A 26,245-nucleotide genomic window follows, 5' to 3' on the forward strand; every position below is an offset into this window, starting at 1 on the left:
AGGCCAGTCTTGCAAAACGGAAGCGCTTCCGTTACAATCCGTTCACGGAAGGAGCGGGCGCCCTGCTCCGATTCCCGTCCGCGGCAGGGAAATGTGAACAAATCGTCACACCTATTCTCAAGACACGGCAGCGCCTTCATCCTAAAAAAACAGCCATGGCAACCATCCTTATCGCTGAAGACGATCACGCCATTTCGGACCTCGTCGCCTACAACCTGGAACGTGCCGGACATGCCCCGGTGACGGCCTACGACGGCCTGACCGCTCTGGAAGTGGCCCGCAGGGACAAGCCGGACCTCATCCTGCTGGACCAGATGATGCCGGGCATGGACGGGCACGGCGTGCTCCGGGAACTGCGCCGCGACAGCCGCACCCAGGGCATTCCCGTCATCTTCCTGACTGCCAAGGCACAGGCGGAAGACCGCATTCAGGGGCTGGAACTGGGCGCGGACGACTATGTAACCAAACCGTTCAGCCCCAAGGAACTCGTGCTGCGCGTGGCCAGCGTGCTGAAGCGGTGCGAACACACGCCGGGCAGCGTCATCGCGGAATACGGCCCCTTCACTTTTGACAAAAACGCCCTGAAATTCTACATCGACAAGGAAGAAGTGGACCTGACGGCCACGGAATTCAAGCTCATGATCTACATGATTGAGCGCGAGGGGCAGATCCTGAACCGCAATGATCTGCTCAGCTGCGTGTGGGGGTACAGCCACCAGGCCCAGAGCCGCACGCTGGACACGCACATGAAGCGGCTGCGCCAGAAGCTGGCCCTCTATGCGGACTGCATTGAAACCGTCCGCAGCATCGGCTACCGCTTCCTCCTGCCCGGACGCCGCCCTCCGCAGGAGCCTGCCTAACGTCTTCACGCCATGTCGGCCGTTGACTACATCCTCATCCTCCTGCTGCTGGCCTCCCTGTACCTGAACTGGCACCTGGCGCAAACATGCCGGTCAGCCATGAAAGCCAGGAAAAAAGCCCTGAGGGACGCCCAGCGCCTGCTGAAGCGCGGGGAGGAGGCCCAGGAACAGGCCATTGCGGACAAACGGCGCTTTCTGGAAGCGCTGGGGGAGGCCTTCCTGCTCATCGGCCCTTCCGGACACATCGTGCTGGCCAATACGCTGGCGCGCGAACTTTTCCAGGAAGAACGCCTGGAAGGCCGCAAAGTCGGCTCCCTGGTGTGCAACCAGGAACTTCTGGGCCACGTGCAGGAAGCCTTTGACACGGACGGCCCCGTCGCCAAGGAATTCACCCTCAGCGCCGTCAACTCCCCAGGCGGAGTGCAGAACGGCATCACCGCCTGGCATCTGGACAGCGCCGTCACGGACTCCCCCATCAGGGAAAAGCGCATCCTGCTGCGCAACGTCACGCAGAACTACCTCACCAACCAGATGCGCCGGGACTTCGTGGCCAACGCCTCCCACGAACTGCGCACGCCGCTCACCATCATCGTGGGATACCTGGAAAATCTGATGGAGGACGACTTGGTGGAGGAAAGCCCGGCCCTGGCCCGCAAATTCATCGGCATCATGCACCAGAACAGCCAGCGGCTCATGAACATCATTGAAGACATGCTCATGATCTCCAAGCTGGAATCAGGCCACAAGGCCATCCTGAAAGAGCAGTGGTTCCATATCACCTCCTGCGTGGACGACGTCTTCTCCCGCCTGGACTCCATCCGGGAGAAAAAACAGGCCGCCCTGCACATGGACATTCCGCCGGACTGGGAACTCTACGGGGACCCCTTCTACTGGACGCAAGTCCTGTTCAACCTGGTGGAAAACGCCCTCAAGCAGAACACGGAGCCGGGCCTTTCCGTCACTGTGGCAGCCGCCAAAACGCCGGAAGCCTGCGTGATCACCGTGACGGACACGGGCGTGGGCATTCCCGCGGAAAGCCTTCCCTTCCTCTTCAACAGATTCTACCGGGTGGAAACCCACCATTCCTCGGAAATCAAGGGAACGGGACTGGGCCTCTCCATCGTCAAACGGGCTGTGGAAGCCCATGACGGCACCATCACCGTCACCAGCGTCCCCCATCGGGAAACCGCCTTCACCATCACCATTCCTCTGAAACGGTTCCGGGAAGAAGCAAAGGCATAATAAAAGCACAGTCAAAAATATTTGACTCCAACTCCGGAAGACAAGTTAATAATTACAAAATCTTTGATCCATTTTCTAGTCTAAGAGAGAATAGACTATCGTCCACCAATTTCTCTATTTAATGTTCAGCATGGACTTCCGCATAACGTACCAGCGATTTTTTGTTTCCCAGCTGGTCGGCCACTTTCAAACCTATTTCCGCCATTTTCTTGCGTACGGAAGCCTTGTCCGCCTCTTTCAGCCATGCAGTCAGGCAAGCGTTGGCCCGCGCCGAAAGCTGTTTGTCTTTCCACAAGTCAAGCACCTGACCATAAAATTCAAGAAATTGAAGAGCCGTTTTTTCATGGTTCAATAACGGAGGAAGCGCCTTTTCCAATACGGCGCAAGTCTGAACTCTCACCTTCCGGTCTACCTTATTCTGCTGGTAAAATTTCAGCCAGTTCTTGAAAAAGATTCTCTTGGTTTTCACTTCATAAGGCAACTTTCCAGCCATGTCCGGAATATCCTTCCGGGCTAAAGCACAAAAATTACGCATATAGGCATCCACGGAATCCCACGATTCATTTTCTGCCAGCAATCCGGGATAAATGGCATAACCATTCGCCTTTTTCCAATCAAGCCCCAGTTCTTTTTTCAAAAAATACTCCCACAAAGTGGGATTTCCGGGAAAGGCCTCTTTGAACTCTTCCAACAAAGCCAGCTTGTCTTTCTCCGCCAAACGGCCATTCCTCCTCATTAAGGCCTGCCATGCGGGATAATTGGAAGCATTCCGTTTCAGCGCTTCCCTCAACAGAGCTTCCGCCTTCTGGGGATCGGCAGCCAGAAGAGATAAATAATAACATAAATTGGAAGCGGAGGCATCCTCTCCTTTCCAAAAACGTGGAAGCTCCGTGATGGTGGAAACAGCACCCTTCCACGGCCCCCCGGAACCGCCCTCCGACCATATCCAGCCATAAATATTATTACCTATCTTCCATTCTCCGTCTGCCCCTTTCCACACAAAGGCGCAATGCCCTGGCTGCCCGATCGTGTAGGAAGGAATCCCCTTCGCCTTCACAAACCCGGCCGCCCCCTTGGAAACGGCGCCGCACACGCCTCCATACTCTACATAAATCTGTAAGGAAATCGGTTTGTGGTCGTAAAACGCTCCACCCGCATGCACGCTGATTCCCTGCTTGTTCTTCATCCGGTAGGGGATCAGGCTGCAACTGGCATACCCTGCATTCCCCGCCTTAATCTTCTTTTTACCAGCCAGATAATCCTGAGCCCATGCAAGTTCCTCCAGGCTTTCCCTCCCACGGAAGAGAATGCCGAATTCCCATGGCTCCAGTGTAATGAACTGCGGAAACAATTTCTTTTCCGCAAAAGACTTTTTGTAAAAATCATACCGGGCCTCACATGCTTCCGGTTCCCGAGATGTGGAAACCAGCGCTGCTCCCAACGCCATATTGAAACCGACTCCGGAAAGTTCCTTCCCTTCCCTCACCCAAATATTTCTCAATACAGCCAGCGTATCCTTTCCTGATGACTTGGCAAACGTCAGTTTCTCAAATACCTCCGGATGATCCAGGAGCCATTTCACGAATCCCCTGTCCTTCAATTCATGAAGGATATAAGTCCTCTCCTTCCCGACCAACGCAAAGAAATGGGCCATATAGCAAGCCTGCGCCAGCTCCCGGTCCTTCAACAAGGATTCTACGGAAAACGTTTTTTCCGCCTCCAGTTTCTTTTGAACATATTCCCGGCACAGCCCGGCAATATTCCGCACATCCCCTGTTTCCATTCGCCACGCCAGACGCTGGGGAGACAGATCTCCAGCAACAATTGCTGGCAAGAAAAACAAATAGAGGAATAAGAGCTTAAACATAAATAGGCTAAATAAGAAAGCTATCTATGAGAATATTTTTTCCAATTATTTTCTGCGCTTGGAAAAACCCTTGTACAAGTAGGAAGCTTGAGGAACTCGTCCAATTGTTCTATCCAATAAATCAGGAATTTCATCATCCCCATACCCTGCCAATTTAAGATATCTTTTCACATGTACAGCTTTAGTCGGATAAAATTTGACTAATATCCCTACAAAATCCTCTTCCATATTATTGATGATTGAATTCAATTTTCTTTGCCTCCCAATTCTAACATTCATGTAATTACAATATTTTGTAAATTTATCTCTATTTTGCCTAAGATCCATATTATATAAATATAAAAATCTATTATATTTATAAGTATAAAGAAAAAGAGGATTTGATTCCTGTCGAAATTGTTTTAATATTTTGGAAGAGTATATTAAAAACAATTCCCTCAGCATCAGCAATTCCGGTTGAATTTTAACCTCATTGGACTGTATGAACTCTTTCGGAAAAAATGATAGAATCATTTTTTCCTTCACCCAATAATCCAGATCCGAATTGGCTCTCAACCATTCTCCATTACTTTCTACAGTATCATTAACAAGAGGTACGGCAGCAACCAGATAAAAAAGCCGCATTCCTTTTTGTAAATCATTAATTGCATCCGGCAATATTTTTGAAACTTGTTCATAAAATTGAAAAATATTTCCTTCTACTGCCATTTTTTCCGCCTGTGATATTACAGTATCCAGAGACTCGCCAGTTCTATGAAGAGGGGGTTTCCTTAAAGCTTTATCAAACATTTCAGCTCTACTAATCGACAATAAAACTAAAATTAAAAATGATGTTATATATATTATTTTCATGCCATGATTATTTATTTAATTAATTTATCAATGCACTTTTAGATCAATCATTTTCTCTAGTTCCAGTATCTATATGGATCGCTTCCCCAGCTGTACTTCTTTCAACGGAACATCTAAATTTACGAATTTTAACTTTGAAATTTTCCAATCCATCAATCCGTTTCCCATCATAACTTAGATCAAATGTCTGTAGATATACTACATCACCTATCAAGCAACATTCTTTTCCATTGGCAACAGTATAATATCCACATCGATAAAAATAAAATACCGGCAATGGAAGATTCTGAAATAATAATATTGAGTTTTCTCTATACTCCTTGGGTGGATAACTCCCAATTAAGTCACTCATATGTCCATTATACTCATCAATTCTTAGAGGAACTGGGCTCGGTGTATGAGGATTTACCCAGTCAGGTACATCTCCTGATCCATCCAATGATTTTTCTATGAAATCTACATTTGAAAAACTGACCGTACGAGGAAAAAATGATAAAGCTAATTTTGTTGAAGCCCCAACTTCATTCACTTTTCCATCACGAGGGCCATCAGGACTTCGCTCAGAAAGATTTATCCCCTCAATCTTATTTGGCACTAAAACATTAAATTTTTTAGGCTTGGGCTTATCTTCCAAATTAGTTTTGACATCCACACATACTTCACCTTTGATAACAGGATCATTTTTAGCCGTTAAAACTGCTTTATATTTATCCTTGTTGTTAACAGTCAATGTTGCCCATTTTTCACTTCCTTCGGAAAGCTTCCATTCTATTTTGTCCTTATCTACTAGAGAAAGCCATTTCCCTTCTAACTTCAAATCCACCACTTCTCCAATTCCTATATTTTCTCGTTTTCGATCTTCATTTTCGTCTAAATCAAAAATTTCACATTCGGCAGAAATATTACGTGTCTTGGAACTGATATATAAATCTTTTACTTCTTCCGAACTTTCATCTCCAGCCCACCCAAAAGAAAATACTCCAATCGTTATACAAAAAAGATTTCCCCATATGAATAATTGTTTCATAGCTAATAGATACGGTAATATATCAATACAGAACCATGTATTATAAAAAAGTCAAGTTATTTCAAAAAATGTTCTCAAAATTATAGGACTATACCTTTTCACGGATAGCTAAATTTTCTTTTCATACCTAAATTCTTAAGAATTTTCCCGTTTTATTGGTAAGTCTTCTCATCTCCACTCTTCCTTTACATAAAAAACGGCGTCCTTCCGTAATACGGAGGACGCCGGGATTTTCCGGAAATCGGATTGACTGCCAGTTTGAGCAGCGAAGCGCACAAACCTTAGGACTTGTAACGCAAACGCTTCTTGTGACGGTTCTGACGCATGCGCTTGCTGCGCTTATGCTTGTTGATTTTTGCTTTACGGCGTTTTTTGAGCGATCCCATGATTGTGGTTCGTTTGTTGTTTTACTGTGGTGAGAAAAGGTTAATAAACCAGTTTGTTGAGCGGGTATTCAATGATGCCTTCCGCGCCCAGGGCCTTGAGCCGGGGAATGATATCCCGTACGGCGGATTCGTCAATGACCGTTTCCACGGCCAGCCATCCTTCTTCCGCCAGATGGGAGATGGTGGGGCGCCGCAGGGACGGCAGGGCCTCCACCAAGCCGTTCAGGGCGGCGGCGGGAAGGTTCATCTTCAAGCCCACCTTCCGGCGGGCTTCCAGAGCCCCCTTGAGCATGAGCACCATGGCTTCCAGCTTCTGCCTCTTCCATTCGTCCTTCATCGTTTCCTTGTTGGCGATGAACTGAGGATAGGAGGTCATCAGGGTGTCCACGATGCGGAGCTTGTTGGCCTTGATGGAGCTGCCCGTTTCCGTGATGTCCACGATGGCGTCCACAAGTTCCGGCACCTTCACTTCCGTGGCGCCCCAGGAGAATTCCACATGGGCCTTGATGCCTTTTTCCTGAAGCCAGCGTTCCGTAATGCCCACGCCTTCCGTGGCGATGCGCTTGCCCTGCAGGTCTTCCACACAGGTGATGGGAGAGTCTTCCGGAACCACCAGCACCCAGCGGGTGGGTCTGGAGGTGGCCTTGGAGTATTGGAGGTCCGTCAGCACTTCCACATCCGCGCGGTTTTCATAGATCCAGTCGCGTCCGGTGATGCCGCAGTCGATGAAACCGTCGTTGACGTAGCGGCCGATTTCCTGGGCGCGGATCAGGAAGAGCTCCAGATCGTCGTCATCGGAAGTCGGGCGGTAGCCACGGCTGGATACATAGATGTTGTAGCCAGCCTTGCGGAACAATTCCACGGTGGAGTCCTGCAAACTGCCTTTGGGAAGTGCTATTTTGAGTTTCTTCAACATGATGGGACGAAAATGAAAACCCACGCGGGCCTCATTGTCAAGTTCAGAACCTCATCCCGGTTAATTTAACGGGCCATGAGCCGTTCTATGTCATCCGGCAGCAGGGGCACGTCCCCCAGCAGGTCCGTGTTTTCCGTCTCGCCGATCAAGATGTCGTTTTCCAGGCGGATGCCGATGGATTCCTCCGCGATGTAGATGCCCGGCTCCACGGTAAAAACCATGCCCGGCAGCACGACGGGGTTGCTTTCCCCGACGTCGTGCACGTCCAGTCCTAAAAAGTGGGAACATCCGTGCATATAATATTTGCGGACGATGGGGGGATCAGCCGGGTTCTCCGCCACCTGGGCCGGAGTAATGAGGCCGAGCTTGACGAGTTCCCCTGCGGCGAAGACGCGCACCAGGCGTTCGTACTCGGATTTGAGGATTCCGGGCCTCAGGATGCTTTTGGCGTAGGTCATCATGTTCAGCACGCTTTCATATACGGCGCGCTGGCGGGGCGTGAACTTCCCGTTCACGGGAACGGTACGGGTCATGTCGGAGTTGTAGTTGCCGTATTCCGTGCCTATGTCCATGAGCACCAGGGCGCCGTCTTCACACCGCTTGCTGTTCTGGATGTAGTGCAGCACGCAGGTGTCCTTGCCGGAGGCGATGATGGGCAGGAAGGAGAATTTGCGGGCGCCCCTGCCGATGAATTCGTTGGAGAGGAAGCCTTCTATCTGCCATTCCCCCCGTCCCGGCCGGATGAAGCCGAGTAGCGCACGGAATCCTTCATTGGTGATTTCACAGGCTTTTTTGAGCGCTTCAATTTCCTCCGGCTTCTTGATCTGGCGCATCAGGGAAAGGATTTCATAGACGTTTTTCAAAACCACGTCCGGGAATTTTTCCTTCAGCTCCTTGGTCATGCGGGCATTGCGCGTTTCCACCGGGCAGGTGCAGCGGGGATGCTGGTTGGCCTCCACAAAAACCATTCCGGCGGACGGTACCAGGCGGTCCAGCAGGGAGTCGTATTCCTTCGTCCAGCGCACGTCCTGAATGCCGCTCAGTTCCTGGGCCTGTTGCTGGGAGAGCCGCGCGCCTTCCCAGATGGCGATCTGTTCGTTCGTCTCCCTCAGCAGCAGGATTTCATCCCACCCGTTTTCCCGGATGGTCATGATCAGCACGGATTCCTCCTGGTCGATGCCGGTGAGATAAAAAAGGTTGGCATTCTGATGCAGGGCGAAGGTGCCGTCGGCATTGGTAGGGAATACGTCGTTGGCGTGCAGGATCAGCATGCTGCCGGCAGGCAGCCGGGAGGCCAGTTCCTTACGGTTGCCGGAATAGAAGGAGGAGGGAAGCGGCTCGTATCTCATACCGACAGCATGCTCCGCTTTTCCGGCTTGTCAATCATGCATCGGGACAGGCGCATTGCATGGATTCAGCGGCCTTCCGCAAGAAAAGAAGAGCGTTCGGAAGGAATCGGGTCATACCCCCTAACAGGAGTCTTTCGAATTCCGTCACACCCTGCATGTCCGGAACGGTTTCACGATTTTTTCTGCTGCTGGGCGCCGGACTGGCGCTTTCCTGCTCCAATTCCCAGAAGCTGCCTTCCTCACCCCTGATCACCCATCCCCTGCACCCGGATTCCAGGCAAAGCTGCTTTGAAGGGGTATGGTACAATCCCACGGAACAGGCCATTTGGAGCACCCCAAAATTGAACGTGTATGTAGCGCCCGTCAATATCAATTACATCAAGACACAGTTCCCGAAGGAAGCCCCGGCGCTGGCGGAACAGTTCAGAACGGAACTCCAGAAGGACATCGCCAAAGTCCTGGAAGAAAAGAACAGACAGACCGGCGGCAAAATCAACTGGAAACTGGTTTCCCGCCCCACGGAAGGCTGCATCATTCTGGACGTGGCCATGGTGAAGCTGAAAGCTACGGACGTGGGCGGCAACATCATGTCGGACCTGGTTTCCCTGGTTTCCCCCCTGCCGGGAACATCCCTGCTGCTGGGCAGCTGCATGAGCGGGGACGTGGGTATTGAAGGGCGTCTTGTGGACACGCGCACGGATGCCGGCATCATGGAGTTCAAAGCCTATAATACGGACCCCATCACCCTGTTTTCCGTCAAGGAATTTGAACGTTTTGCCTTTGACAAGCGGAACCTCCGGCTTTTCGCCAGCGGAGTTTCCTCTATTTTCAAGGATGGCCCTTCAAGCTACATTCCCAAGACGGGCCAGATTGATCTGAACCCATTTTAAGCGGATTTCTTCTCCTCGTCCGCGGCAGATTTTTCCGCGGGATCATAGAAAACGCAGTCCTGCACCGTCTTCCGGGTTTTGAAAGCATACACCAGAAAGGCAAGGCCCACGAAAATAAGGAATACGGAAAGGAACTGGCCGCGCGTCATTCCCATGGAGAACGGGGAGTCAGGTTCCCGGAATTCCTCGCAGACGATTCTGCCGATGGCATAGACAATGGCGAATACGCCGCAAAACACGCCGTTCCAGGCACGCGGGAATTTCACCCGGATGAACCACAGGATGGCAAAGAGTACCACGCCTTCCGCAAAGGCCTCATATAACTGGGAAGGGTAGCGCGCATGGTCCTCCATCACCTGGGCCACGATTTCCTTGACGGCAGGGGTATCCCTGACCCTGTCCGCCACCCAGGCGGCATTCATTTGCTCCGGCACGGAGATGCCGGAAAGGTGCATCTTGTCCAGCAATCCGGGCTCCTCATAAATGCGGGAGGCCACCCGCACGAACAAGTCCGGGTCCTGTGCGAGTTCCGCCGGAAAGATCATGCCGTGGGAAGAGCCGGGAGGGACAATGCGCCCGTATAGTTCCCCGTTAATGAAGTTGGCCATGCGTCCGAAGAACAGGCCGACAGGGGCGACAATCGCCAGGCCGTCCAGAAGCGCCACCCATTTGACGCGATGCTTCCAGGCATAATAGAATGTGTAAAGCCCCACACCGATCATGCCGCCATGGCTGGCCATGCCGCCCTCCCACACGCGCAGGACCATGAAGGGATCCTCCAGTAAATGGGCCCACCCGTGATTGGGTAGATGGTAAAAAAGCACATAACCCAGCCGGCCTCCAAGGAGCACGCCGAAGATCGCCACATAAGTCACGAAATCGGCCAGCCTGTCCTGAGGAACAGGATACAGCTTCCTGCGGGAGAGCCAGGAAAGCAGGAAGTACCCGGCAATAAATCCCAGCAGGTAGGCAACGCCATACCAGCGCAGGGCGATGGAGTCCGTAATCTGCCAAATGACGGGGTTCAGATCGTGTATATAGGGAGACGCACTCATGAATGTTCCTTTCCGGGCAGGTATTGGGTAAGGCTTTCCACAGCTTCATGGTCCAGGGCGCGCACCAGGGCCACCGCCAGCTCCGCTGCAGCGCAGTAATCACGCAGGTCAAGCACCCCGTTATGGGAATGAATGTACCGGGTGGGGATTCCAAGCACGATGCAGGGCACTCCCTTTCCGGAGAGATGAAGCGCTCCGGCATCCGTACCGCCGGAACGGCGCACGGTGAGCTGGAAGGGAATGGATGCCTTTACGGCCACTTCCTCCGCCAGCGCGGCCAGCCGGGGATTGGTGATCGCCGTAGGGTCAAACAACCTGATCTGCACGCCATCGCCCAGAGCCCCCTGGGAGTCGCCGGGAGCAAATCCCGGGGTATCATCCGCGGGGGGAGCCTCCAGCACAATCACGCAATCCGGCTTCATGGCGGCGCCCGCCGTTTTGGCGCCACGGGTTCCCACTTCCTCCTGCACCGTCGCGGCGGCGATGAGCGTATTGGGGTGCCCTTTCCGGCACAGTGCCTTGAAAGCTTCCACCATGACGGCTAAACCTGCACGGTTGTCAAATGCCTTGCCCATGACGCGGAACTGATTTTCCAAGCGGGAAAAGGCTGTGTCCGGCACCACGGGATCTCCCAGGCGGATGCCGAATTCGTTCCTCACCTGCTCCGCGCTTTCAGCACCCACATCTACAAACAGGGCATCCATGGCCATGACGCTGTTGCGCTGGCCTTCCGGCAAAAAATGGGGAGGCCGGGAGCCGATCACTCCCTGAACGCTGCGTCCGGAGCGGGTTCTCACCAGAACGCGCTGGCTCAGCAGGGTATGCGGCCACCAGCCGCCGATGCCCACCAACTGTAAAAAACCGCTAGCCGTAATGTTCTGGACGAGAAAGCCTATTTCATCCATATGGGCCGCCAGCATGACTCGGGGGCCGGAATCCCCGCTGGTGCAGAACAGGCAGCCGGAGCCGTCTGCGGAAAATTTCCCATATCCGGAAAGTTCCTGCGCCACAAGCGCCCTCACTTCATCCTCATGCCCTGAGATACCGTGGGCTTCCGAAAATTTTTTCAGCAGATCCGAATCAATCGCCATGGGCCGAGCATGTGAAAACGCCCTCCCCAGGTCAAGCCCGCAGCCGTGCCTCATGATTTTTTCTTGACCGGATGCTTGCAGCCCCCAAATACTGCAAGCAAATTTTTCCTGCCATTTTCATGAAAGAAACAAGAGATTTTTGCTAGCCACAACCCGGTTTTTGGTGTAACTAATCAGGGAATCGAATTGTGCTATGAAATCCATCCTTACTTTCATCACGGCTATGCTGGCTGTCGTGCTTCTTGTTCCTGCGTCATCCGCACAAAGCACGAGCAATCCAAAAACGCAGGTGCGCGTTACGCTGGACAAGTTGTCCCTGTACATGCGCCAGTCCCCCAACGTGACCACGCAGGACGATCCGCGGCCCCTGCCCAAGCCGAAAAGATGGGCGGATTTTGAAGTGCCCTTCAAGGTGGAAGCTTCTCCGATGCCCAAATCCGGCTACATTGATTCCCTGACTTTCAAATTCTATATTGCCGTGGTCAATCCGGACCGCGCGCGCCAGTACCTGAAACTGTACAAGGAAATCAAATACGTCAACGTTCCGGTCGGTGAATCCACTTACGCCTCCGTCTACCTTTCCCCCTCCTCCGTCAAGCGCATCACCGGCTCGGAAGGCGGCCGCGGCAAGTGGGTCAAGTATGAAGGCGTTGTCGTGGAATACAACGGCAAGGTAGTGGCCACCTATTCCTCCGAACGCGGCAAGATGGAAAAATGGTGGACCATCCAGTCTCCCAGCATTGTGGAAACCACTTATTATCCCCTGCTGAACAAGGATGAAACACCCTTCTCCGTGTACTGGTATGACCGTTATCCGGAAATCATGAAGCCCAATCTTCACCAGGGAGGCTCTGCTCCGGAACCTTCCGGCTTCGGAACACCGACGCCTCCGGAAACCGACGATCTTTAATCGTTCCGCTCCGATTCCTCCAAGACTGTACACATTTCACTTTTTTATTTAACAGAAATCACCCATGGCTAATTCACGACAAATCGTCGCATTAAACGTAGGTTCCCAGCGAGTATCGATGGGCGTCTTTTCCAAGACGAATAAGAACGCTCTCATCCTGGACCGCTACGCTACGCGCCTCATCGTACTGGATCCGTCCGCAGAAGGCATGCGCCTGACAAAGGTGGGGGAGGCCGTCGCCGACCTCGTTCAGGAGCTCCGCGTCAAAGGCGGCGTTGCCAATTATTCCGTATCCGGACAGTCCGTCTTCATCCGCTTTGTCAAACTTCCCGCCCTGGACGACACGGACGTTGAACAGCTCATCAGGTTTGAAGCCCAGCAGCATGTTCCCTTCCCTCTGGACGAAGTCGTCTGGGACTACCACCTTCTGCCGGCCAACGGGCTGGAACGCGAGGCCGTCCTGGTCGCCATCAAGGCGGAAGACCTGGATTCCCTGAATGATGAAATCACCTCCCACGGGCTTTCCACCGGCAAAGTGGACTGCACGCAGACTTCTCTGTACAACGCATACGTAGACAGCTATCCGGAAGAAAAGGAGCCCGTCATGCTCATTGACATCGGCGCCAAGTCCACCGACCTGATTTACAGCGAACAGGGACGTTTCTTCACCCGCAGTATTTCCGCAGGGGGCATTTTCGTCACTTCCGCCATCGCCCGTGAATTCAATCTTCCCTTCGTGGAAGCCGAACGTCTGAAGATCACCAGCGGACTCGTTTCCATGAGCAACGGACAGACGGAAGGGCTGGACCCGGCCACCGCCAATCTGGCCACCATCATCCGCACGGCCATGACCAGGCTGGCTTCCGAAATCCAGCGCACGACCAACCACTACCGCGCCCAGATGAAAGGGAGTGCGCCAGTGAAGGCCTATTTGTGCGGCGGGGGTTCCTCCCTTCCGTACACCAAGGAATTCCTGGAAGACAAGCTGGGCATACCAATTTTCTTCTTCAACCCCATGCACAACGTGGGCGTAGGTTCCGGTGTGGACGTGAACACCATTTCACGTGAAGCCTTCACCTTGGGCGGCATGATCGGAACGGCCATCAACGCTGTAGACCGCGCTTCCCTCAACATTGACCTGGAGCCCACTGCAGTGGCTAAAAAACGGGCCAACCAGAAGAAGATGCCCGCCATCATCACCGGAGCCGTCATCGCCATGCTCGGCGCGGCCGCCTATGCGGTCACGGGTTACATGGGCGTGGAAAAGGCCAAGCAGACCCTTTCCGGCGTATCGCCCACCGTCAGCGCCATCAAGTCCGAACAATCCGCCCTGCGCCTCAAGGAACAAGAATTGAAGAAGATGGACGCCACCCTCGCCTCCTACCAGCAGCTGACCCTCCAGCGGTACGGTTATGCGGACATTATCAAACATCTTCTGGAACAATCGGAACACAAGAATTACCCCTACTGGTTCACGGATTTTGAACCTGTGGCGCATTTCAACCCGGAGGACGCCACCCAGATCACTGGCTACTCCGTCATCAAGGATTCCTTCCTTTCCGACAAAAACACCTCCCTGGTGGAGAACATCAGGACGGAGACGGCAGCAAACTCTGCCAATGACGGAGAGGAAAATGCCGTTTACAGTGTCAATGCCATCCGTCTGACCGGCCTCGCCAAACGCTCTGAAGGCGGCCAGAAGCTTATTCAGGATCTTCAGGCCAAAATGGATGCGAACAAGGATTCCCTGTTCACATTCAAGGACGGAGACAGAAAGCTGGAAGTCCGCCAGATCATGGAACTGGGCGCCAAGGATGCCAAGGTAGACGCTGCGGCCGGGGCTTTCATTCCCTTCAAGCTGGTGCTTCCGCTGAAAACCCCCATTCCCGTACATTTTAACAAGTAATACCTACCCAACACCAACAAGATACATTTTATGAGCAACTGGATTACAGACAACAAGCCTGCCGCTACGGTAGCGGGTGTGGGGCTTCTCTTATTCCTTGGGCTGTCCGTGGCTGGGTACATGGCTAATTCCGAACGCAGCGACCTGGACAAGAAGATCAAAACCGCTTCTCAGGAAATCAAGTCGGCCAACGCCGCGCCAATTACACCGAGCCGCACGTCCAACAAGGAACTGGAAAAGGAATTGAACCGCTATGCCAAGGCCATCGGCAATCTGGAAACGGCCTACAAACCCTTCATGGCTTCCTCCGTGCTGACGCCCACCACCCCCACGGCGTTCCAGAATGAACTGAAGGCCTTCCGGGAATCCCTGATAGCCTCCTGCAAGAAGAAAAACATCCAGATTACGGATACTTCTTCCTGGCTTGGCTTCCAGCTTTACAGCACCCAGGCTCCCTCCGTGCAGGCTACGCCCACGCTGACCTTTGAAATGAAGGCCATCAACAGCCTGGTCAACAAGCTCACGGATTGCGGACTGACCAAATTCATCAAGGTTTACCGTTCCCAGCTTCCCATTGAAAACCCGGCGCGTAACTTGGAAGAGGAGGAAGATTCAGATCTGAAGGCTCCCTGGACGGGCATGCCGCTGGAAATCGCCTTCCAGGGAGATCGGGGAAGCGTCCTGAAAGCCATGAACGCCATTACGGATTCCCAGGAATACCTGTTCACGGTCAATTCTATCAGAATCCGCAACGAACGGATGATGCCGCCGCCCATCACCAATCCGGCAGCCGCACAGCCTGCCGCCGCACAGCCCCAGACGGGAGTGGCGAGCCTGACGCCGGCAGGGGAAACGGCTGCTCCGGCGGAACCGCCCATCCAGCAAATAATCAAGCCCTACATGGGCAAGGAACAGGTCATGGTCCAGGTCTCCCTGAACCTGGTTCACTTCGCACAGCCCAAGGTGCAGGAACCGTCTGAAGACTAATTACGGCAATCAATTCGCAGAAAACAATTTCACCATGTCTGAAAAACAAAACTACGACAAGATCCTGATGGTCTCCGGCATCGTTCTGGGTCTGGGGGTAGCCGCCTACGGCGCCTGGACTTTCCTGAAGCTGGATGACCAGTATAAATTTACCACCCGTGTTTCGGAAAAGCCCGTGGAACCGCCCTCTGGCATCAAGAAGGCGGAAACCGTCAACCAGGAAATTTCCGCTTCCCATGAACTGAAACCCATCATCCAGGAAACTCAGGAATATGTGGGGTTCGTCGCCCCCAACCTCTGGATCAAGTCAGGAGGGACGGAACCCTTCGACATCGTGTCCGGACCGCCCATTCATGGAAACATCCCCAATAAATGGTTCCTGGACAACGGGCTGGAAGATATTTTCATTTATTCGGACGTCCTGACACGGGACCCGGACAATGACGGCTTTACCGTCCAGGAGGAATACGAAGCCAAAACGCATCCCAACGATCCGAACAGCCACCCGTCCCTCATTAACAAGCTGTATGTGGACGAGATCAAGCAATTCGGCTTTTACCTGGTCTTCTCTCAGGCGGACGGCAACGACTTCACCTTCAAGGGACAGAATCGCGCCCGGCAGGACCTGTGGAGAAGCACTGTCCAGCTCAACGGCCAGTTCGGAGCCAGGAAAAACACGAATGAGAAGCCAAGATTCGAGCTTGTCAGCGTGGCCAACAAGGAATTCAAGAATGAAAGCCTCAACATGGTGGAAACGGACCCCGAAGCGACCGTCAAGGATCTGAAACCGACCAAGAATGGACAGACCTACACGATCAGAAGGGGAGCCAAGTATTTCATACCCATCATTGATAAGAAAGTAAACCTTACTATTGCCGCTGGTCCCAAACGGGATACCAGCTTTGAAGTAGAGGAAGGTGCCGACTTCCAGATACCAGGTGACACCAAGCAGACTTACACGCTGAAAACCGTTGATAATGCAACACAAACCGTAACCATTGCCAACAAAACAACAGGAGAACAAACAACACTGAACAAGAAAAAATAGACCCGGATTTTCACTTTTCTAAAAAAAAAGCTTCACAAATCCGAAAAACATGTAAAAAGAAGAACCTAACTATGGACCACGCACCACTTTATCAATCGAAGCGTTCTCTGATCGCGCTGATGGCTATTGCCGCGTCCTGCCCTTTTGCGCAGGCCGGTGATTACGGCAGCGTCGGAGCCTCCAGCGCCTTGGGTACCTCCTATGCTGGATACTATTCTGCGGGCCAGTCAGACGCGGCACACCGCGCCATGGCGCGCCGCGAGGCTCAAACCCAGGAAGCGATGCAGCTCCTTTCCGAAGGCCGTGAGCTGTACCGCGAAGGCAAGTACAAGGAAGCCCTGGATAAATTCAATGCCGCCTACAGCACGCTGCCCGCCGCACCGATCAATGACCAGCGCAGGCAGGCCATCGCCAACAATATTGGCGACGCCAGCATTGCCGTTGCGCAGGAATACATCAAGGTAGGCCGCTATGATGAAGCCGACAAGCTCCTGCAGGACGCCATCCGGCTTAATCCCAAGAAAGCTGCGCTTGCCAAACAGACGCTCGAATACATGAAGGACCCGATTCGCACGAATCCGGCGCTCACTCCCGAACACGTCAAGAACGTGGAAAAGGTGAACACCCTCCTTCACATGGCCTATGGTTACTATGACCTCGGCGAATATGATAAAGCCATCGCCGAATTCAACAAGGTTCTCACGATTGACCGCTACAACGTGGCAGCGCGCCGCGGCATGGAAACGGTAAACCGCCGCAGGTCCGCCTACTACCGTGCTGCGTATGACGAAACCCGCAGCACCATGCTGGCGGAAGTGGACCAGATCTGGGAACGCCCCATTCCGGTTGAAATTCCGGGCGATGCGGATACTATCGGCACCGCTCCTGACCCCGGAGTCAGCGGCGCTACCGCCAACCTGATGAAGCTCAAGAGCATCATCATTCCCTCCGTTTCCTTTGAAGACACCACGGTGGAAGATGCCATCGACTACCTTCGCAGGAAGTCCGTGGAACTGGACCGCACCGTAGGCCCGAATGGAGAACGCGGCATCAACTTTGTCATCAATGACGCCCAGCCCGTGGGCACCACTCCCGTGGCTACCGTTCCGGCGGATGACCCCGGCTTTGGTGAAGACAGCATGGAATCCACGGAACCCGCTCCGGTAGCAGCGGCTCCCCAGGAAAGCATCCGCACCCGCAAGATCGGCCAGTTGAAGCTCACCAACGTTCCGATGCTGGAAGTGCTCAATTTCATCTGCCGCAATGCCGGCCTGCGCCAGAAGGTGGAAGACTATGCCGTCACCATTCTTCCCGCCGGGGGCAATGATGTGGACCTGTACCAGCGTACGTTCCCCGTACCTCCCGGCTTCCTTCGCTCCCTGTCCAGTTCCCTGGGCGGCAGCGACGACGTTAGCGACACCGATCCCTTCGGAAGCAGCGACAGCTCCTCCTCCGGCATCAGGCCCCTGCCTTCCGCTTACAACCTGCTCAAGAAGGCCGGCGTGCAGTTCCCGGACGGGGCGTCCGCCATCTTCAGCGCCAGCAACGGCACCCTCATTGTCCGCAACACACAGGGCAACCTGGACCTCATTGAACAGCTTATTGAACAAACCCGCGGTGAATCCCAGCAGGTGCGCATCATGACCAAGTTCGTGGAAGTGACCCAGGAGAACACGGAAGAACTCGGCTTTGACTGGATTGTCACTCCGTTCTCCGTCAGCAATGACCGCAGCACCTTCCTGGGCGGCGGCACCAGCGAAGGTTCCGGACTCAATTCCAGCGACTTCACCCAGTCTCCCGGCGGCGTCAGCGGCTGGCCCGTGAACAGCAGCAGCACGGATTCACACGGCAACGGCCTGGTGAACGGCCTGGTGGGCGGCAACCGCACGGGCGACTTCGCCATCTCCAAGAACTCCGTGGACAACCTGCTTACCAGCACCAACCGTTCCGAAGCGACTCAAAAGAGCCCGGCTCCCGGCATCATGTCCCTCACGGGCATTTATGATGAAGGCTCCTTCCAGATGCTGATGCGCGGCCTGTCCCAGAAGAAGGGTTCCGACGTTCTCACCGCTCCGAGCGTTACCGCCAAATCCGGTGAAACAGCCAAAATTGAAATCATCCGCGAATTCTGGTATCCCACCGAATACGAACCCCCGGAACTTCCCAACAACGTCAGCAGCTGGGGCAACAACAACAACCGGAATAATGTTCTGGATGATGTTCTCAACAACAATCCGGCCCAGGTAACCAGCTTCCCCGTCACTCCCGCCACTCCCGGCGTGTTTGAAATGAAGCCCGTTGGCGTTACCCTGGAAGTGGTGCCCACTATCGCGGAGAACAAATACATCATTGATTTGAGCTTCAAGCCCAGCATCGTGGAGTTTGAAGGCTTCGTGAACTACGGCAGCCCGATTCAATCCACCGGCGTGGGTTCCGACGGCAAGCCGATGTCCCTGACCCTGACGGAAAACCGCATTGAGCAGCCTATCTTCTCCAAGCGCTCCGTTGAAACGTCCCTGTTCATCTACGACGGCCATACCGTGGCAATCGGTGGTTTGATCACGGAAAACGTCCAGACAGTGGAAGACAAGGTGCCGATCTTCGGTGACCTGCCCCTCGTTGGCCGCTTCTTCCGCAGCAATTCCGACAACCACATCAAGAAGAATCTGATGATCTTCGTGACTGGTCAGATTATTGATGCCACCGGACAGCCTGTCCGCGGGAATTCCCTCCCGACGACGGCCGCCGGAGTAGAAACCGCATTGCCGTCCGCTGATGCAGCCCTGCTGCCTCCTATGTAGTCAGTGTGCGTAAAGTCCATACCGGAGCGGGTGAAAGGGTGACCTTTCACCCGCTCTTTGCATCCCAACCCAACGTCTTTCCTCCTTGCCCGCCATGAAAACACTCGTCGTTACAGGCGGAATCGCCGCAGGCAAATCCACAGCCATCCGCCTGCTCATGGAAATGGGCGGTCCGCATCTGCGCCTGTTTGACTGTGATGCGGAAACAGGCAGGCTGCTGGACAGCGGTCTTCTGAAAGACGCCCTTATCCGGGCATTCGGCCCTGGCAGCGTGGACGGCGCGGGACGGGCGGACAGACATTTCCTGAGGGAGCTGGTCTTCCGCAATCCGGAAAGCAGAAAGGTTCTGGAAGGGCTTATTCATCCCCTGCTGCACCAAGAATGTCTTGCGCAAATGCAGGCGGCGCGGCAGAATGCGGCGGTAAGCGGGCTTGTCATCGACGTGCCGCTGTTTTTTGAAACATCGGCGCGCTACCATCAGGATGCCGTATGCGTGGTAGCTGTTTCCCGGGAAACGCAAAAGGCCCGCCTGGCCCTCAGGAACGGATTCCGCGAGGATATGATTGAGGCTATCCTGGCCGCACAGCATCCTATCATGGAAAAGGTGGCCAAAGCCGATTTCGTGATCTGGAACGAAGGCCCTCCATCCCTGCTCCGCCAGCAAACCCAAAGATTTTATCAACACTTTTTCCATGACTGAAGAACGCGAAAACCAGCCGCCCCCTGACAAAGACACTCCCCAGGCCGACTCCGCACAGAATGCCTCCTCTCCGGAACAGGCTCTTCCGGTCCTGCTCCCTGCCCCGGCGGAAGAGAGCGCCCCGGATTCGCCTTTCCTCCCGGAATCTCCGCAGGAGGAACCGGAATCCCGGCCCGTTCTGGAACAGTTCGACATCAACGAGTTGCGCCGCCGCCCCCTGAACGACCTCCAGGAAATGGCGGAAGCCCTTCCCATAAGGAACGCCTCCTCCCTCACCAAGTCACAGCTTGTTTTTGAACTTGGCAAGCAGCTTCTCGCCAAGGGCCATGAAGTAGTCGTCTCCGGCGTCATGGAACAGGCCAAGGACAATTACGCGATGTTGAGGGACCCGGTCAAAAGTTTCCGCACCTCCCCGGACGACATTTACCTGGGCGGCAACCTGATCAAGCCCCTGCATCTGCGCGTGGGCCAGTTGATCAAGGTCAGGCTGCGCAAGCTGAGGCCCCATGACAAATACCTCTCCGCCTCCGCCGTCATCAGCGTGGAAGGCATTCCCGCGGAAGAATACAGGGCGGCCCAGGATTTTGAACGACTCACCCCCCTCTTCCCCAAGGAGCGCCTGCTGCTGGAAAACAAGGAGGTCAATTCCGCGGCCATGCGCGTGCTGGACCTGATGACACCCTTCGGCAAGGGGCAGCGCGGACTCATCGTGGCGCCTCCCCGCGGCGGCAAGACCGTTCTCCTGAAAACGATCGCGCGCTCCATCAGGGCCAACTATCCCCAGGTGGAACTGATCGTTCTTCTTCTGGACGAACGCCCGGAGGAAGTGACCGATTTTGAAGAGACCGTGGACGCCCCGGTCTATGCCTCCACCTTTGACGAACCTTCCCGCCGCCATGCCCAGGTCTCCGACCTCGTCATTGAACGCGCCAAGCGTCTGGTGGAAATGGGCCGGGACGTCGTCATCCTGCTGGACTCCCTGACCCGCCTGGCACGCGGCTACAATGCCAATCAGACGGGCGGCCGCATCATGTCCGGCGGCCTCGGCTCCAATGCCCTGGAAAAGCCCCGCAAGTTTTTTTCCGCCGCGCGCAATGTGGAGGAAGGCGGCAGCCTGACCATCATCGCCACCTGCCTGGTGGACACGGAATCCCGGATGGATGAAGTGATCTTCGAGGAATTCAAGGGTACGGGCAATCTGGAAATCCGCCTGGACAGGGAACTTTCCGAACGGCGCATTTATCCGGCCATTTCCCTTTCCCAAAGCGGCACCCGCAATGACGACAGGCTGTATAACGAACAGGAGTTCGTCAAAATCATGCAGCTCCGTCGCCAGCTTGCCATGAAGCCCGGCTGGGAAGGCCTTCAGGCCCTGCTGCAAAATATTTCCAAAACCCAGAACAACGCGGAGCTGCTTCTGACCGGCCTGCGTTAAAACCCAGCATTCACGGGCTTTTCATTCCTCCAGCCTCCGTGCCGCATCCCGGCACGGAGGCTTTTTGATGAATCAAGGGCAAAAATGAAGAAAAAACCTTCATCCCTTCCTGCCCGGATTCCATGCTACCGCTTGCTGCGCATGAATAGCGGGAGGGCAGGAAAAGGCATGAATTCCCGTCACACGGCCCGCAAGTTGCCATGTCTGCCAAAGTGCCGGAAGGGACAGGGAAACCGCCTTTATTTCTTCCCCTGCCGGGTTTTTACGCGGAAAATGCGCATGGAGTTGCCGACGGCAAGCAGGCAAACGCCCACGTCCGCCATCACGGCAGCCCACATGCCGGCCAGCCCCAAAATGCCGAGAACCATGACCAATACCTTGATTCCCAGAATCATGACGATGTTCTGGACAATGATGCGCTCTGTTGCCATGGAAAGGCGGATGGCTTCCGGGACGGCCGCGGGATCACCTTTCATCAGCACCACGTCCGCCGCCTGAAGAGCGGCATCCGATCCCACGCCACCCATGGCAATGCCTATGTCCGCCCCGGCCAGGGACGGCGCGTCATTCATGCCGTCCCCCACAAAGGCTACCAGTCCGTTTACGCCTTTCAATTCCTGGATATGTTCCAGTTTCTCCGTCGGCATCAGGCCGCTGAATACTTCATCCAGTCCCAGCCTGTCCCCCACTTCCCTGCCGGCGGAGGAAGAATCCCCCGTCAGCATGACCAGCCTGTTTACGCCCAAATCCCTCAATTCCCTGACGGCCAGGGCCGCTCCGGGCTTCACCTGGTCGGACATGCGCAGACGCCCCAGCAGCACTCCGTCCATGGCCACGTAAATCGTTGCACCGCGTTCCTCCAGGTCATCGACCGCCACACCGGCATCCTTTAAAAATGCCTTCTTGCCCGCCAGAACGGACCTGCCCTCCACCCGGGCGGAAACGCCTCCGCCCGTCACTTCCACCATATCCGCCACACGCTCCGGAAACAGGGCGCCTCCATACGCTTTCACAATGGAACGGCCCAAGGGATGGGAAGCGGCGCTTTCCGCGTGGGCCGCCCAGTACAGCAGGCTTTCCGGGGATACCCCGGCGCACGGCAGAACTTCATCCACGGCAAACGCGCCTTCCGTCAGCGTCCCCGTTTTGTCAAACACCACGGTCTTCACCTTGCGTAGCGCATCCAGATAGCTGCTGCCCTTCACCAGGATTCCGTTGCGCGCCGCCCGGCCTATCCCGGCAAAGAAACCCAGGGGGACGGACAGCACCAGGGCGCACGGGCAGGAAATCACCAGCAGCACCAGGGCGCGGAAAAGGCCGTCTCCCCAGCTTCCGCCAGTCACAAAGGGGTAGCACAGAAACACCAGAACGGCAATGGCGATAACCAGCGGCGTATAAATGCGGGAGAACCTGCTCAGCCTTCCCTCCATGCGGGATTTATTGCCGGAAGCGGCTTCCACCAGTTCCTGCACCCGCGCCAGGGCGGAGTGTTTCCAGTCACGGTCCGTGCGCACATACAGTACGCCCTGGCCGTTGATGTATCCGGCCATGACGGCGGTTCCCTCCCCCGCCTCCACCGGCAGGGATTCCCCGGTCATGGCGGAAGTGTCCAGCACGGAACGGCCGCCCACGATCACTCCGTCCAGAGGGATGCGCTCCCCGGCCCTCACTTCAATCAGGGTGCCCGGCTTCACGTCAGACGGAGGAACGTCCCGGACGGCGCCGTCCTCCCTTACATGTACCGCATCCGGCCTCAATTTCATCAGTTCCCTTACGGAACGGCGGGAACTCCCTACGGCGCGTTCCTGGAGGTATTCCCCCACCCGGTAAAAAAGCATTACCCCCACCGCCTCGGAATAATCCCCCAGGAACATGGCTCCCAGGGAAGCGATGCTCATCAGGAAGTTTTCATCCATGGCGCGCCCGTGCCTCAGTCCGATAAAAGCCGTTTTCAAGACATCCCACCCGATCAGCAGATAGGCCCCCGCATAAGCCGCCAAACCGAACCAGGTATCGCCCCCCGCCACCAGAGCCGCGGCAAACAGGGCTATCCCCAGGACGGCGGGTACGGGCCTAATTGCCCCTTCCGTTCCGCAGGAACCTCCGGAGCAGCAACACCCGGTCCCGCAGGACATTTCTTCAAAAGCGTGTTCGTGGGAATGTTCCTTGCTCATGATCTGTTCCGCTTGTACGCCTGCTCCGCCACTATGGCAAGCCTCATGTTAGTTATATCTAACACAAGGCTTGGCAGTCTTATTTCCGCTTAAACCTTTCCAGAACGCCATGCCCCATGAATTCATCCATGGCCATGGCTCCGGCTCCCAGCAACCCGGCTTCCGAGCCAAACCGTGCAGGCAGGATCACCAGGTCCTCCATCAATAGCGGAAACATCTGCGCCCTGAGCTTAGCCATCAGAGGCTTCATCAGCAAGTCCCCGGCCTTGGCCACGCCACCGCCAATGATGAAGGCGTCCGGCACCAGCGTGTACATCAGGTTCATGATCAGGCAGGCCAGTATTTCCGCGGTATCCTCCCACAATTGCAGGGCCACGGGACACCCGGCGCGGGCGGCGACGTCGAGGTCCCGCGGGGTGCACTCGTCCACTGTTTTGTCAATGCCCGCCCCCGTGTACCGTCGGACGGCCTCCGCCGCCAGTTCATTGTTGCCGATGTATTCCTCAATGGCGCCGCGGTTGCCGAAGGGACCCGTCTTCCCCTGGTAATGGATGCTCGTCTGCCCGACCTCCGCCGCGGAAAACCGCCTGCCCCGCAGAATGCGGTCCTGCAACACGATCCCCCCTCCTATGCCCGTTCCCATGGTGAGGCACACCAGGCTGGACATGCCGCGGCCGGCCCCCAGCTTCCATTCCGCATAGGCCATGCAGTTGGCGTCGTTGTCCAGCACGACGGGAAGCCCCACCGCGCGTTCCATCATTTCCTTGACAGGGATCTCATGGTCCCACACCTTCACATTGGTAAGCTGGTAGAGCACCCCCTTGTAATAATCGCACCATCCCGGCATGCCCATCCCCATCACGCAGGCGGTTGGGAATTGCTCGCGCAGGACCAGTGCCGTCGCTACCATGGCGTCAATGATTGCCTGGGGACTTTCAAACATGGTTGTCGGAATGCGGTCGGCAGTTGCCAGAATGCGGTCGCCCGCCGTAACGCCCATCTTGATGCTGGTGCCGCCGAAGTCCACGGCCAGTGCGCAGGGTTCTGAAAAGCTCATGGTTCATACTTATGTCAGCAACCTTCGGGAATCAACGCAAAAACGCATTCGCAGCCATCCTATTCCGTCCTATGGGCCACTTCTTGTATATAGTACAATAAATATCCCTTAAAAAGGACTTGCCAGACGGCCTTCGCACAGGCCATGATAAAGGCCGCAATGATGGAAATGCCCGGTTCGGACGAGTGGTTCATGCGCCAAGCGATGAAGGAAGCCAGAAAAGCCTTGGCCAGGGGGGAAGTGCCCATCGGGGCCGTCGTGGTCAGGGACGGCCATGTGATCGCCCGCGGCTGGAACCAGGTGGAAACGCTGAAGGACGCCACGGCGCATGCGGAAATGATCGCCCTGACGGCCGCCCAGGAAGCCCTTGGGGACTGGCGGCTGGAAGGCTGCACCCTGTACGTCACGAAAGAGCCGTGCCCCATGTGCGCAGGAGCCATCGTGCACTGCCGCCCGGACCGCGTGGTATTCGGCTGTCCGGACGCCAAGACGGGAGCCGCCGGAGGGTGGATCAACCTCCTGGACTCCAATCCCCCCCTCAACCACAGGTGCGAGGTGCAGTCCGGAGTGCTGGGGGAGGAATGCCTGTACCATCTGCAGCAATTTTTCCGGGAGGCCCGCCTGCTGGCCAGGGAGAAAAGGAAACAGGCCGGAGAACTTCCCCCCTCCCCGCAGGAGGATGGCGGGAAAGCCCCCGAATAAACCACTTTGCATTTGCCAAAAAGGCCGACTCACGGCAAGCTAACGGCTCTATGGAACCCCGGTACGACAACGAAACTACGGGCGACACGGAACGCAAGCCCTCCTGGATCAAGGTACGCCTTCCCAACGGCAGGGAATTCTGGGACGTCAAGCAGCTTGTGGAAGGCAAAAACCTGTTTACCGTCTGCGAGGAAGCCCATTGCCCCAACCGTTACGAATGCTGGAACCAGGGCACGGCCACGTTCATGATCGCCGGGGAGCGCTGCACGCGCGCCTGCGCCTACTGCGCCGTCAAGACGGCCAAACCTTTCCCCCTTGATCCGGAAGAACCCCGCCACGTGGCGGACGCCGTCGTGCATATGAAGCTGCGCCACGCCGTCATCACCATGGTGACCCGGGACGACCTGCCGGACGGTGCGGCCGCCCATTTCGCCCAGGTCATCCGCGCTGTCAGAAAGGCCAGCCCGTCCACCATCATTGAAGTTCTGGCGTCAGACCTGAATGAAAAGACATCCTCCATCCAGACACTGATGGCTGCGCGTCCGCATATCTTCGGCCACAATCTGGAAACGGTGGAACGCCTCACCCCCATTGTGCGTTTCCGCGCCCAGTACCGCCGCTCCCTGCGCGTACTGAAGATGGCCCTGGACTGTGTAAACGGAAAAGTAGCGACCAAGAGCGGCATCATGCTGGGTCTGGGAGAAACGGAGGACGAAGTGTTCCAGTCCATGGATGATCTGCTGGAGCACGGCGTTACGGTACTGACCCTGGGCCAGTACCTGCGGCCCACACGCAATCACCTGCCGGTGGTCAGGTACATCCATCCGGACGACTTCGCACGGTATGAGGAAATAGCCCGTGCCAAAGGATTCAGGCATGTGGCGTCCGGTCCGCTTGTCCGCAGTTCCTACCACGCCGCCAATTTCAAGCCGGAGGCGGACGTCCTGGAAGCCATCAACGAAGATTTGAGAAAGGCGGGAGAACTTTAGA

The 26,245-nt window shown here is 55.4% G+C and carries 22 protein-coding genes; 12 read left to right on the forward strand and 10 right to left on the reverse strand.

The window, feature by feature from the left end:
* The first annotated feature begins 155 nt into the window (after nucleotides 1-155).
* Nucleotides 156-860: a response regulator transcription factor gene (locus V3C20_RS03430; RefSeq protein WP_130083610.1), complete on the forward strand. Its 705-nt coding sequence runs from the start codon at nucleotides 156-158 to the stop codon at nucleotides 858-860.
* Between the two features lie 12 nt (nucleotides 861-872).
* The gene (locus tag V3C20_RS03435) at nucleotides 873-2,102 is read left to right on the forward strand and encodes an ATP-binding protein (protein WP_130083611.1); all 1,230 of its coding nucleotides are present in this window, start codon (nucleotides 873-875) and stop codon (nucleotides 2,100-2,102) included.
* Nucleotides 2,103-2,220: 118 nt separating this feature from the next.
* On the opposite strand, the gene V3C20_RS03440 is transcribed toward V3C20_RS03435, so the two are convergent.
* From V3C20_RS03440 to V3C20_RS03460, 6 genes are all read right to left on the reverse strand, one after another.
* Complete coding sequence (locus V3C20_RS03440) at nucleotides 2,221-3,936, reverse strand: hypothetical protein (protein WP_149873743.1); 1,716 nt, start codon at nucleotides 3,934-3,936, stop codon at nucleotides 2,221-2,223.
* 78 nt (nucleotides 3,937-4,014) lie between these two features.
* Nucleotides 4,015-4,821, reverse strand: a complete 807-nt coding sequence (locus V3C20_RS03445; protein WP_130083613.1) for a hypothetical protein — start codon at nucleotides 4,819-4,821, stop codon at nucleotides 4,015-4,017.
* Between the two features lie 43 nt (nucleotides 4,822-4,864).
* A complete protein-coding gene (locus V3C20_RS03450) occupies nucleotides 4,865-5,848 on the reverse strand; it encodes a hypothetical protein (protein ID WP_130083614.1) in 984 nt (327 codons plus the stop codon).
* Between the two features lie 281 nt (nucleotides 5,849-6,129).
* Complete coding sequence (locus V3C20_RS13420) at nucleotides 6,130-6,234, reverse strand: hypothetical protein (protein ID WP_012420149.1); 105 nt, start codon at nucleotides 6,232-6,234, stop codon at nucleotides 6,130-6,132.
* A 40-nt stretch (nucleotides 6,235-6,274) separates the two neighbouring features.
* The gene (gene hisG, locus V3C20_RS03455; RefSeq protein ID WP_130083615.1) at nucleotides 6,275-7,150 is read right to left on the reverse strand and encodes an ATP phosphoribosyltransferase; all 876 of its coding nucleotides are present in this window, start codon (nucleotides 7,148-7,150) and stop codon (nucleotides 6,275-6,277) included.
* Between the two features lie 65 nt (nucleotides 7,151-7,215).
* The gene (locus V3C20_RS03460) at nucleotides 7,216-8,499 is read right to left on the reverse strand and encodes an aminopeptidase P N-terminal domain-containing protein (RefSeq protein WP_130083616.1); all 1,284 of its coding nucleotides are present in this window, start codon (nucleotides 8,497-8,499) and stop codon (nucleotides 7,216-7,218) included.
* Between the two features lie 155 nt (nucleotides 8,500-8,654).
* Between V3C20_RS03460 and V3C20_RS03465 the strand changes: the two genes are divergently transcribed.
* A complete protein-coding gene (locus V3C20_RS03465) occupies nucleotides 8,655-9,389 on the forward strand; it encodes a hypothetical protein (RefSeq protein ID WP_130083617.1) in 735 nt (244 codons plus the stop codon).
* Here V3C20_RS03465 and lgt read toward each other — a convergent pair.
* The gene (lgt, locus tag V3C20_RS03470) at nucleotides 9,386-10,444 is read right to left on the reverse strand and encodes a prolipoprotein diacylglyceryl transferase (protein WP_130083618.1); all 1,059 of its coding nucleotides are present in this window, start codon (nucleotides 10,442-10,444) and stop codon (nucleotides 9,386-9,388) included. The genes V3C20_RS03465 and lgt overlap by 4 nt on opposite strands.
* Complete coding sequence (locus V3C20_RS03475) at nucleotides 10,441-11,535, reverse strand: M42 family metallopeptidase (protein WP_130083619.1); 1,095 nt, start codon at nucleotides 11,533-11,535, stop codon at nucleotides 10,441-10,443. Before V3C20_RS03475 ends, lgt begins: the two co-directional genes overlap by 4 nt.
* A gap of 193 nt (nucleotides 11,536-11,728) precedes the next feature.
* On the opposite strand from V3C20_RS03475, the gene V3C20_RS03480 reads away from it, so the two are divergent.
* From V3C20_RS03480 to rho, 7 genes are all read left to right on the forward strand, one after another.
* Nucleotides 11,729-12,445 (forward strand): Amuc_1102 family pilus-like protein, encoded by a 717-nt coding sequence (locus tag V3C20_RS03480; protein ID WP_130083620.1) that lies wholly within the window; start codon nucleotides 11,729-11,731, stop codon nucleotides 12,443-12,445.
* A gap of 64 nt (nucleotides 12,446-12,509) precedes the next feature.
* A complete protein-coding gene (locus tag V3C20_RS03485) occupies nucleotides 12,510-14,351 on the forward strand; it encodes an Amuc_1101 family PilM-like pilus complex protein (protein WP_130083621.1) in 1,842 nt (613 codons plus the stop codon).
* 30 nt (nucleotides 14,352-14,381) lie between these two features.
* The gene (locus V3C20_RS03490; protein ID WP_130083622.1) at nucleotides 14,382-15,338 is read left to right on the forward strand and encodes an Amuc_1100 family pilus-like protein; all 957 of its coding nucleotides are present in this window, start codon (nucleotides 14,382-14,384) and stop codon (nucleotides 15,336-15,338) included.
* 34 nt (nucleotides 15,339-15,372) lie between these two features.
* The gene (locus V3C20_RS03495) at nucleotides 15,373-16,386 is read left to right on the forward strand and encodes an Amuc_1099 family pilus-like system protein (protein WP_130083623.1); all 1,014 of its coding nucleotides are present in this window, start codon (nucleotides 15,373-15,375) and stop codon (nucleotides 16,384-16,386) included.
* A 71-nt stretch (nucleotides 16,387-16,457) separates the two neighbouring features.
* Nucleotides 16,458-19,187, forward strand: coding sequence for an Amuc_1098 family type IV pilus outer membrane protein (locus V3C20_RS03500; RefSeq protein ID WP_130083624.1), 2,730 nt, complete (start codon nucleotides 16,458-16,460; stop codon nucleotides 19,185-19,187).
* Between the two features lie 94 nt (nucleotides 19,188-19,281).
* Nucleotides 19,282-19,887, forward strand: coding sequence for a dephospho-CoA kinase (coaE, locus tag V3C20_RS03505; RefSeq protein ID WP_130083625.1), 606 nt, complete (start codon nucleotides 19,282-19,284; stop codon nucleotides 19,885-19,887).
* Entirely contained in the window at nucleotides 19,880-21,322 is a 1,443-nt protein-coding gene (gene rho, locus V3C20_RS03510; RefSeq protein ID WP_130083626.1) for a transcription termination factor Rho, read from the forward strand. Before coaE ends, rho begins: the two co-directional genes overlap by 8 nt.
* A gap of 239 nt (nucleotides 21,323-21,561) precedes the next feature.
* Here rho and V3C20_RS03515 read toward each other — a convergent pair whose 3' ends face one another.
* Together V3C20_RS03515 and V3C20_RS03520 are read right to left on the reverse strand one after the other, a co-directional pair.
* Nucleotides 21,562-23,496 (reverse strand): heavy metal translocating P-type ATPase, encoded by a 1,935-nt coding sequence (locus V3C20_RS03515; RefSeq protein ID WP_130083627.1) that lies wholly within the window; start codon nucleotides 23,494-23,496, stop codon nucleotides 21,562-21,564.
* A gap of 79 nt (nucleotides 23,497-23,575) precedes the next feature.
* Nucleotides 23,576-24,553 carry an ROK family protein gene (locus tag V3C20_RS03520; protein ID WP_130083628.1) on the reverse strand — a complete coding sequence of 326 codons (978 nt, stop codon included), beginning with the start codon at nucleotides 24,551-24,553 and terminating at the stop codon, nucleotides 23,576-23,578.
* Nucleotides 24,554-24,697: 144 nt separating this feature from the next.
* Between V3C20_RS03520 and tadA the strand changes: the two genes are divergently transcribed.
* Both tadA and lipA read left to right on the forward strand, forming a co-directional pair.
* Nucleotides 24,698-25,255 (forward strand): tRNA adenosine(34) deaminase TadA, encoded by a 558-nt coding sequence (tadA, locus tag V3C20_RS03525; protein WP_130083629.1) that lies wholly within the window; start codon nucleotides 24,698-24,700, stop codon nucleotides 25,253-25,255.
* A gap of 50 nt (nucleotides 25,256-25,305) precedes the next feature.
* Complete coding sequence (gene lipA, locus V3C20_RS03530) at nucleotides 25,306-26,244, forward strand: lipoyl synthase (protein WP_238623804.1); 939 nt, start codon at nucleotides 25,306-25,308, stop codon at nucleotides 26,242-26,244.
* Nucleotide 26,245 lies beyond the last annotated feature (1 nt).

The sequence above is a fragment of the Akkermansia sp. RCC_12PD genome (assembly GCF_036417355.1).
Taxonomy (GTDB): domain Bacteria; phylum Verrucomicrobiota; class Verrucomicrobiia; order Verrucomicrobiales; family Akkermansiaceae; genus Akkermansia.